Genomic DNA, 10292 nt, shown 5'->3' with positions numbered 1-10292 from the left:
GTGCTTGGGCCCGCGTCAGGAATCGTTGCCGTCGAGGCTGTCGAGGTCGAGCGCCATGTCGATGAGGTGCTGGACGTCCATCTCGTCGATGGACTCCGCCTCGTCCTCGACGCGGCTGGGATCGGAAGTGGCTGCTTGTGGATCGGCCAGCCGGAGCAGCGTGTCCAGCAGCCCCGCCTCCCGGATCCGGCCCATCGGGATGGTGGCCAGGGTGCGGCGCAGCTCGGCGTCCTGCGGATCGGTGTCCACATGGGCCTGGGCAAGGCCGGGGCCGTGGCCCGGTCCGTCCGGGATCAGCTCGGTCAGCAGATGCTCGGCGAGCGCGGCCGGTGTCGGGTAGTCGTAGACCAGGCTCGCGGGCAGCTTGAGGCCGGTGGTCGCGCCGAGCCGGGTACGCAGTTCGACCGCGGTGAGCGAGTCGAAGCCCAGCTCGCTGAAGGCGCGTCCGGCCTCGACCTCGTCGGCGGAGGCATGGCCGAGGGCGCTGGCCACATGGGTGCGGACCACCTCCAGCACCGCGTCCTTGCGGTCGGCCACGGCCAGTTGGGCGAGCCGCTCGCGCAGCGCGGAGGCGCCGTCGGCCGCCGCCGCGTCCGCCGATTCGCCCTCGCCGCCGTCCCGCAGGGCCTTGGCCACCTGCGGCAGATCGTCGATCAGCGGGCGGGGGCGGGCGGCGGTGAAGGCCGGGGCGAAACGCTCCCAGTCGACATCGGCCACCGTCACGGCGGTCTCCTGGCGGGAGAGCACCCGCTGGAAGGCGACCATGTTCAGCTCCGGTGCCATCGGCGGCAGCCCGCGACGGCGCAGCTGCTCCTCCGCGTCACCCTCGGCGGCCATACCGCCCTCCGCCCACGGGCCCCAGGCCACGGAGGTGGCGGCGAGACCGCGGGCCCGGCGCTGTTCGGCCAGCGCGTCGAGGAAGGCGTTACCGGCCGCGTACGCCCCCTGGCCACCGCTGCCCCACACCCCGGCGATCGAGGAGAAGAGCACAAAGGCGTCCAGCTCGGCGTCCTCGCCGAAGAGAGCGTCGAGGTGGACCGCCCCGGTCGTCTTGGCCGCCACGATCCGGGCGAACTCGGGGAGTTCGGTGCCGGTGCCGGGCTCCTGGGAGATCCCGGCCGAGTGCACCACGGCACGTACCGGGGTGCCGTTGGCCGCCAGCTTCTCCACGAGCGCGGCGAGCGCGGCGCGGTCGGCCACATCGCATGCCTCGACGGTCACGGCGGTGTCGGTCCCGGAGAGTTCGGCCACGATCTCGGCCGCGCCCGGCGCGTCGGGGCCACGGCGGCTGAGCAGCACCAGCCGCTCCGCGCCGTTGCGGGCCAGCCAGCGGGCGACATGCCGCCCCAGCGCGCCGGTGCCGCCGGTCACCAGCACGGTGCCGCGCGGCGTCCAGGGCTCGGCGGCGGCGGTGGCCGCGTCGCGGGGGGCCGGGACGAGGCGGCGTACGAAGACCCCGGTGGCGCGGATCGCCACCTGGTCCTCGTCGTCGGCCCCGGCGAGCACCGCCGCGAGCCGGTCCAGCGCCCGCTCGTCCACGGTCTCCGGCAGGTCGATCAGACCGCCCCAGCGCTCGGGCTGCTCGAGGGCGACGACCCGGCCGTAGCCCCAGACCTGGGCCTGGGTGGCGCTCTCCAGCCGGTCGGCGCCGCCAGTCGCGACCGCGCCCCGGGTGGCGCACCACAGCCGCGCCGGGGTCTCGTCGCCTCGCAGCGCCAGCGCCTCGGCCAGCGCACCGGTCAGCGCGAGGCCGACCGGCACCGCCGGGTGCGCCGGGTGCGGCCGCTCGTCCAGCGCCAGCAGGGACAGCACTCCGGCCACCGGGCCGTCGGCCGACGCCTGGGCGAGGCGGTCGGCCACGGCCGCGGGGTCGGTGTCCGCGGCGTCCAGTTCGACACGGACGACCCGCACCCCGCGCCGCGTCAGGTCGTCGGCCACGGCGGTGATCCGCTGGTCGTCGGCGTGGTGCGCGGGGACGACGGTCAGCCAGGTGCCGGCCGGGGCCGGGGAGCCCGACGGGCCCTGCGGACGCGGCTTCCACACCACGTTGTAGAGGTGGCCGTCGGCGGCGGACCGCTCGCGCTGGGCGCGGCGCCACGTCGAAAGGGCGGGCAGCACCACGCTGAGCGGCTGGTCGCCCTCGACCCGCAGCTCGGTGGCGAGCGACTCCCAGTCCTCGCGCTCCACGGCCTCCCAGAACCGCGCGTCCACCGCGTCCACCGCGCCCTCGGCCGGGGTCCGGGCCTCCAAGGCGAACTCCGGCCAGTAGCGGCGGCGCTGGAACGCGTACGTCGGCAGGTCGACGCGGTGTGCGCCGGTCCCGGCGAAGTACCCGGCCCAGTCCACCTCGGCGCCCCGGACATACGCCTGGGCGAGCGCGGTGGTGGCGGTCTCGGCCTCGGGGCGGTCCTTGCGCAGCGCGGCGGCGAAGCCCGCCACCTCGGCGTCGGTGACGCACTCCTGGGCCATGGCGGTCAGGACGCCGTCGGGGCCCAGCTCCACGAAGGTGGTCACGCCGTGGGCTACCAACGCCCGTACGCCGTCGAGGAAGCGGACCGCCTCGCGGACGTGGCGCACCCAGAAGCCGGGGCTGGTGATCTCCTCGGCGGAGACGACGGCACCGGTGAGGTTGGAGACGATCGGGATCCGCGGCGCCTCATACGACAGGCCCTCCGCGACCTCGCGGAACGCCTCCACCATGCCATCCATACGCGGGGAATGGAACGCGTGGCTGACCGTGAGCCGCTTGGTCTTCCGACCCCGCGCCTCGAAGTCCGCCGCGATCTGCAGCGCCTCCTCCTCATCACCCGCGATGACCACGGAGGTGGGCCCGTTGAGCGCGGCAATGCTGACCCGCTCGGTCAGCAGCGGTGTGACCTCGTCCTCCGACGCCTCGACGGCGATCATCGCGCCACCGGCAGGCAGCTCCTGCATCAAACGGCCACGCGCCGCCACCAGCTTCGCCGCGTCCGCCAGCGACAGCACACCCGCCACATGCGCGGCGGCCAGCTCACCGATCGAATGCCCGGAGAGGAAGTCCGCCTTCAGACCCCACGCCTCCACCAGCCGGAACAGCGCCACCTCGACCGCGAACAGCGCGGGCTGGGTGAAACCGGTCCGGTCCAGCGCCTCGGCGTCGTCCCCGAACAGGACGTCCTTCAAAGGCCGTTCCAGATGGGCGTCCAGCTCCGCGCAGACCGCGTCCAGCGCTTCGGCGAACGCCGGGTAGGCGTCGTACAGCTCACGCCCCATCCCCAGCCGCTGGCTGCCCTGCCCGGTGAAGAGGAAGGCCAGCTTGCCACCTGTCACCGAGCCCTCGACGAGCCCTGTGGCCCCGCGCCCGTCGGCCAGTGCCGCGAGCTGCTCGCCGAGGAGGCCGCCGTCCCGGCCGAGCGCCACGGCCCGGTGTTCCAGGGCGGCGCGGGAGGTGGCCAGGGAGTAGGCGAGGTCGAGCGGGCGCGGCCCGTCGGCGCCGGTGTCCACGGAGGCGTCCACGGCGGGCCGCAGCCGTGCGGCCTGGGCCCGTAGCGCGTCCTCGGTACGGCCGGAGACCGGCCAGGCGAGGACGGGCAGGAGCCGCTCCGGAGCGGGCGCGGCAACCGTGTCCACGGCCGGGGCCTGCTCGATGATCGCGTGCGAGTTGGTGCCGCTGAAGCCGAACGAGGACACGCCCGCGCGGCGCGGACGGCCGGTCTCCGGCCAGGGCCGGGCCTCGGTCAGCAGCTCGATGTCGCCCGCCGACCAGTCGACGTGCGGGGTCGGCTCGCTGACGTGCAGGGTCCGCGGCAGCACACCGTGCCGCATCGCCATGACCATCTTCATGATGCCGGCGGCGCCCGCCACGGCCTGGGTGTGGCCGATGTTGGACTTCACCGAGCCCAGCCACAGCGGCCGCTCCTCCGGCCGGTCCTGGCCGTAGGTGGCGAGCAGCGCCTGCGCCTCGATCGGGTCGCCCAGCGTCGTACCGGTGCCGTGGGCCTCCACGACGTCGATGTCGGTGGCCGAAAGCCCGGCGTTGGCGAGGGCCTGGCGGATGACGCGCTGCTGGGACGGCCCGTTGGGCGCGGTCAGACCGTTCGACGCACCGTCCTGGTTGATGGCGGTGGAGCGCAGGACGGCGAGCACCGGATGGCCGTTCTTGCGGGCGTCGGAGAGCCGCTCCACCAGGAAGAGGCCCACGCCCTCGGCCCAGTTGGTGCCGTCCGCGTCACCGGAGAACGCCTTGATCCGGCCGTCGGCGGCCAGTCCGCGCTGCCGGCTGAACTCCAGGAAGGCGCCCGGGGTCGACATGACCGTGACGGCTCCGGCCAGCGCGAGCGAGCATTCGCCGTTGCGCAGCGCCTGCGCGGCCAGGTGCAGTGCCACCACCGACGACGAGCAGGCCGTGTCGATGGTGACCGCCGGGCCTTCGAGCCCGAAGGCGTAGGAGAGCCGGCCGGAGGCCACGCTGGAGGAGTTGCCGGTGCCGAGGTGTCCTTCGAGGCCCTGCGGCTCGTTCAGCCACAGCGTCAGATAGTCCTGGTCGTTGGAGCCGATGTAGACACCGGTCCGGCTGCCGCGCAGGGACGCGGGGTCGACCCCGGCCCGCTCGAACGCCTCCCAGGTGGTCTCCAGCAGCAGCCGCTGCTGCGGGTCCATGGCGAGGGCCTCGCGCGGCGAGATGCCGAAGAACGAGGCGTCGAAGTCGGCCACGTCGTGCAGGAAGCCGCCCTCGCGGGTGTAGCTGGTGCCCTCGAGGTCGGGGTCGTCGCTGTAGAGGGTGGCGAGGTCCCAGCCGCGGTCGGCGGGGAACGGGGTGATGGCGTCGTCACCGGCGACCAGCAGCTGCCACAGCTCCTCGGGCGACCGCACCCCGCCGGGGAAACGGCAGCTCATCGCGACGATCGCGATCGGGTCGTCGCGGTCCACCGCGCTGATCACCCGGTCGGGGACGTTTTCGTCGGCCGTGTCCCCGACGATCTCCTCGCGCAGATGGCCCGCCAGGCTGGTCGAGGTGGGGTAGTCGAAGACGAGCGTGGGCGGCAGCCGCAGCCCGGTCGCCTCGCGCAGCAGATTGCGCAGTTCGACGGCGGTCAGGGAGTCGAAGCCCAGGTCCTTGAAGGCCCGGCCCTCCTCGACGGCCTGCGGGCCCGCATAGCCGAGGACGGCCGCCACCTGCGTACGGACCAGGTCCAGCAGCAGCCGGTCCTGCTCGGCCGCGCTCAGCCCGGTCAGCCGCTCCGCCAGCGCGGAACCGCCGCCCGCGGCCGTGTCCACCGCGCGGCGCACCGGGACCCGCACCAGCCCGCGCAGCAGCGGCGCGAGCGCGCCCGCCGCGGCCTGGGCGCGCAGCGCCACGGCGTCCACGCGCATCGGGACCGGTACCGCCTCGTCCGTGGTGAGCGCGGCGTCCAGGAGCGCCAGGCCCTCGGCCGGGGACAGCGGCGGCAGTCCGGCGCGCCGCATCCGGCTGATGTCGGCCTCGTCCAGGCCACCGGCCATCCCGGCACCCGCCCAGGGGCCCCAGGCCAGCGAGACGGCCGGAAGGCTCTCGGCCCGGCGGTGTGCGGCCAGGGCGTCCAGGAAGGCGTTGGCGGCCGCGTAGTTGCCCTGGCCCGGAGTGCCGAAGACGCCCGAGGCGGAGGAGAACAGTACGAAGGCCGTCAGGTCCAGGTCGCGAGTGAGCTCGTGGAGGTTCCACGCCGCGTCCACCTTCGGGCGCATGACGTGGTCGACGCGCTCGGGCGTCAGCGAGCCGATCACACCGTCGTCCAGCACACCGGCCGTGTGCACGATGGCGGTCAGCGGATGCTCGGCGGGGACGGTGGCGAGGGTCGCGGCCAGCGCGTCCCGGTCCGCCACATCACACGCCGCCCACGCCACATGGGCGCCCAACCCGGCTATTTCTGCGGCGAGTTCGGCCGCGCCCGGCGCCTGCTGCCCACGGCGGCTCACCAGCAGGAGCTGCCGTACGCCATGCTCGGCCACCAGATGCCGGGCCACCAGACCGCCCAGCGAACCGGAGGCGCCGGTCACCAGCACCGTGCCCTGGGAGTCGAAGGTGCCCTCGGCGGCCACCGTCTCGTCCGCGACCGGCACCCTGGCCAGCCGCGGGATACGGACAACGCCCGTACGGAGGGTGAGCTGCTCCTCGCCCGCCGCCAGCGCGGCCGGAAGCGCCGCGAGCGACGCGTCCTGCCCGTCGATGTCCAGCAGGACGAAGCGGTCCGGGTTCTCGGCCTGCGCCGTGCGCAGCAGACCCCACACCGCGGACTGCGCCGGATCGCGCACCGGCTCGCCCTCGCCGAGGGTCAGGAACACCAGCCGCGAGGTGGCGAACCGCTCATCGGCCAGCCACGCCTGGGCCAGGCCCAGCGCCTCGGCCGTGGCCTGACGCACCGTGCCGGGCACCTCGTCGCCACCCTCGGTGGACGGGGTGACGAACACGTACTCCGGTACGGCCGCCCCGGACGCCACGGCCTCGCCCAGCCCGGTGAGGTCCGCGTACGTACCGGCACCGGCGGACGCGAGCCCGAGGGCGTCAGCGCCGAGCACCGCCCACCGGCTGCCGCCGGGCGCGCCGGCGCCCGCTCCGGCCGGGAGTTCGCTCCACTCCACGCGGAACAGCGACTCGTGGTACGCCGCCCGTGCGGCCCGCACCTGCTCCGCCGACACGGCGCGCAGGACCAGCGAGTCCACGGCGGCCACCGGCGCACCGGCCGAGTCCGCGATCTCCAGCCGGACCCCGTCCGCGCCCCGCAGCGCCAGCCGCACCCGCAGCGCCGAGGCGCCGCTCGCGTACAGCGACACACCGCTCCAGGCGAACGGCAGCCGCCCGCCCTGGCTCTCGCCGTCGCCCAGGCCGTCCATGCCGAGTGCGTGCAGCGCCGAGTCGAGCAGCGCCGGATGCAGTCCGTACGCCTGCGCGTCGGAGGCGGCGGACTCGTCCAGCCGTACCTCCGCGAAGAGTTCGTCCCCGCGCCGCCAGGCGGCCGTGAGCCCCCGGAACACCGGGCCGTACCGCAGACCGCCGTCCGCGAGGGCCGCGTACAGCTCCTCGGTACGGGCTGCCTCGGCGTCCTGCGGCGGCCACGCGGTCAGCGCGAACGACGGCCGGGGCGCGCCCGAGGCGAGCACACCGTCGGCGTGCCGCGTCCACGGCTCCTCGGCCGGGGCGTCCTCCGCGCGGGACAGCACGGTCAGGGACCGCCGTCCGGCGCCGTCGGGCGCGCCCACCGTGAGCTGCAGCCGGACGCCACCACGTGCGGGCAGCACCAGCGGCGCGTGCAGGGTCAGCTCATCGAGCAGGTCGCAGCCGACCTGGTCACCGGCGCGCACGGCAAGCTCCACGAACGCCGTGCCGGGCAGCACCACCGTGTCCCGCACCACATGGTCGGCCAGCCACGGATGGGTATCCACACCCAGCCGTCCGGTGAAGACCAGCCCATCGGTCTCCGCCAGCGGCACCGCCGCACCCAGCAGCGGGTGTCCGGCCAACTCCAGCCCCACAGAGGCCACATCACCGACGGACCCGGCACCCGGCTCCAGCCAGAACCGCTCATGCTGGAAGGCATACGTCGGCAGGTCCACCTGCTCCGCGCCCCTACCGGCGAAGAACCCGGCCCAGTCCACCGTCACACCGCGCACATGCGCGCGTGCGACGGCGGTGGTCAGCGCCTCGGCCTCGGGACGGTCCTTGCGCAGCGCGGAGATGAACGCGGCGTCCGACGCGGAGTCGGTCACACACTCCTGCGCCATCGCGGTGAGCACACCGTCCGGGCCCAGCTCGACGAACGTGGTGACACCCTTGGCTTCAAGGGTGCGGACGCCGTCGAGGAAGCGGACGGCCTCGCGGACGTGGCGCACCCAGAAGTCGGGAGTCGTGATCTCCTCGGCGGACACCACGCCACCGGTCAGATACGACACGACCGGGATCTTCGGAGCCTCGTACGACAGCCCCTGCGCCACCTGCCGGAACGCGTCCAACATGCCGTCCATGCGCGGCGAGTGGAACGCGTGGCTGACCGTGAGGCGCTTGGTCTTCCGACCCTGTGCCTCGAAACCGGCCGCAATTTCCAGAGTCGCGCCCTCATCGCCTGCGATGACGATGGAAGTGGGCCCGTTGAGGGCGGCGATCGAGACGCGCTCGGTGAGCAGCGGCGTGACCTCGTCCTCCGACGCCTGCACCGCGATCATCGCGCCACCGGCCGGAAGCTCCTGCATCAAACGACCACGCGCGGCCACCAGCTTCGCCGCATCGGCGAGCGACAACACACCCGCCACATGGGCGGCCGCCAGCTCACCGATCGAATGCCCCGACAGATAGTCGGGCTTCAGACCCCACGCCTCCACCAGCCGGAACAGCGCCACCTCGACCGCGAACAACGCGGGCTGGGTGAAACCGGTCTGGTCCAGCGCCTCGGCATCGTCCCCGAACAGCACGTCCTGCAAAGGCCGCGCAAGATGCCGGTCCAGCTCCGCGCAGACCGCGTCCAGCGCCTCCGCGAACACCGGATACGCCTGGTAGAGCTCACGCCCCATCCCCAGCCGCTGACTCCCCTGCCCCGTGAACAAGAACGCCAGCTCACCCTCGGCGACCACACCCTCGACCAGCCCCGGCGCGGACTCCCCCCGCGCCAACGCCTCCAGGCCCGCCGCCAGCCCGGCGCGGTCCTCGCCCACGACCACCGCGCGGCGCTCCAGCGCCGCCCGGCCGGTGGCCAGCGAGTAGGCCACATCGGCGGTGCCGAGGGCGGGTTCGCGCTCGAGGTGGGAGGCGAGGCGGCGGGCGTTGTCGCGCAGCGCCGCCGCGTTCCCGGCGGACAGGGGCCACGGCAGCACGGCGGTGGTGACGACCGCCGCCGGGGTGGCGTCCCCGTCCGTGGCCGACGGCTCCTCCGCCTCCGGCTCGGGGGCCTGCTCCAGGATGGTGTGGGCGTTGGTGCCGCTCACGCCGAAGGCCGAGACACCGGCCCGGCGCGGCCTGCCGGTCTCGTCCCAGGGACGGGCCTCGGTCAGCAGGGACACCTCGCCCGCCGACCAGTCGACGGTCGGGGACGGCTGGTCGACATGGAGGGTCTTGGGCAGGATGCCGTGGCGTATCGCCATGACCATCTTGATGACGCCCGCGACACCCGCCGCCGCCTGGGCGTGGCCCAGGTTGGACTTGAGCGAGCCCAGCCACAGCGGCCGGCCCTCGGGCCGCTCCTGGCCGTAGGTGGCCAGCAGCGCCTGCGCCTCGATGGGGTCGCCCAGTGTGGTCCCCGTGCCATGCGCCTCGACGACGTCGATCTCGGCGGCGGACAGCCGGGCGTTCTCCAGGGCCTGGCGGATGACGCGCCGCTGCGAGGGGCCGTTCGGCGCGGTCAGACCGTTGGACGCGCCGTCCTGGTTCACCGCGCTGCCGCGCACCACGGCCAGCACCGGGTGGCCGTTCTTGCGGGCGTCCGACAGCCGCTCGACCAGCAGCACGCCGACGCCCTCGGACCAGCCGGTGCCGTCCGCCGAAGCGGCGAAGGACTTGCAGCGGCCGTCGGGGGCGAGGCCGCGCTGGCGGCTGAACTCCACGAAGACGTCCGGGTTGGGCATCACGGTGACGCCGCCGACGAGGGCGAGCGAGCATTCGCGCTGCCGCAGCGCCTGGGCCGCCCAGTGCAGGGCGACCAGCGACGACGAGCACGCCGTGTCGATCGTGGCGGCCGGGCCTTCCAGGCCGAAGGTGTAGGCGATACGGCCGGACAGCACGCTGGTGGCGCCGCCGGTGAGCAGCAGGCCCTCCAGCTCCTCCGGCGCGCCCGAAACATCCGAGCCGTAACCCATGGCCGAGGCGCCCACATAAACGCCGGTGCGGCTGCCCTTGACGGAGGTCGGGTCGATTCCCGCGCGCTCGAAAACCTCCCAGGAGGTTTCCAGCAGCAGCCGCTGCTGCGGGTCCATGGCGAGGGCCTCGCGCGGCGAAATACCGAAGAACGCGGGGTCGAATTCGGCGGCGCCGTCGAGGAATCCGCCGCCGCTGTTGTAGAAGGTGCCCTTGCGGTCGGGGTCCGGATCGGCCAGGCCCTCGATGTCCCAGCCGCGGTCGGCGGGGAATCCGGAAATGGCGTCACCGCCCTCCGCGACCAAGTGCCACAGGTCCTCGGGCGAACCGACGCCACCGGGGAAACGGCAGCTCATCGCGGTGATCGCGATCGGTTCCTGCGCGTCCGCCTCCACCTCGGTCAGGCGGCGACGGGCCCGGCGCAGCTCAGTGGTCATCCACTTCAGATTGTCGAGAAGCTTCTCTTCGTTCGCGCTAGCCACGGAAACGTCACCTC

General features: G+C 74.0%; 1 protein-coding gene. It reads right to left on the bottom strand.

The window, feature by feature from the left end:
• Nucleotides 1–15: 15 nt before the first annotated feature.
• Nucleotides 16–10278 (bottom strand): type I polyketide synthase, encoded by a 10263-nt coding sequence (locus ACFYOY_RS43530; protein WP_388593354.1) that lies wholly within the window; start codon nucleotides 10276–10278, stop codon nucleotides 16–18.
• Nucleotides 10279–10292 lie beyond the last annotated feature (14 nt).

Source organism: Streptomyces sp. NPDC007875 (assembly GCF_042868035.1).
Lineage (GTDB): Bacteria > Actinomycetota > Actinomycetes > Streptomycetales > Streptomycetaceae > Streptomyces > Streptomyces antimycoticus.
Note: the sequence above shows the minus strand (reverse complement) of the source record. Positions and strands in the feature narration are given on the sequence as shown.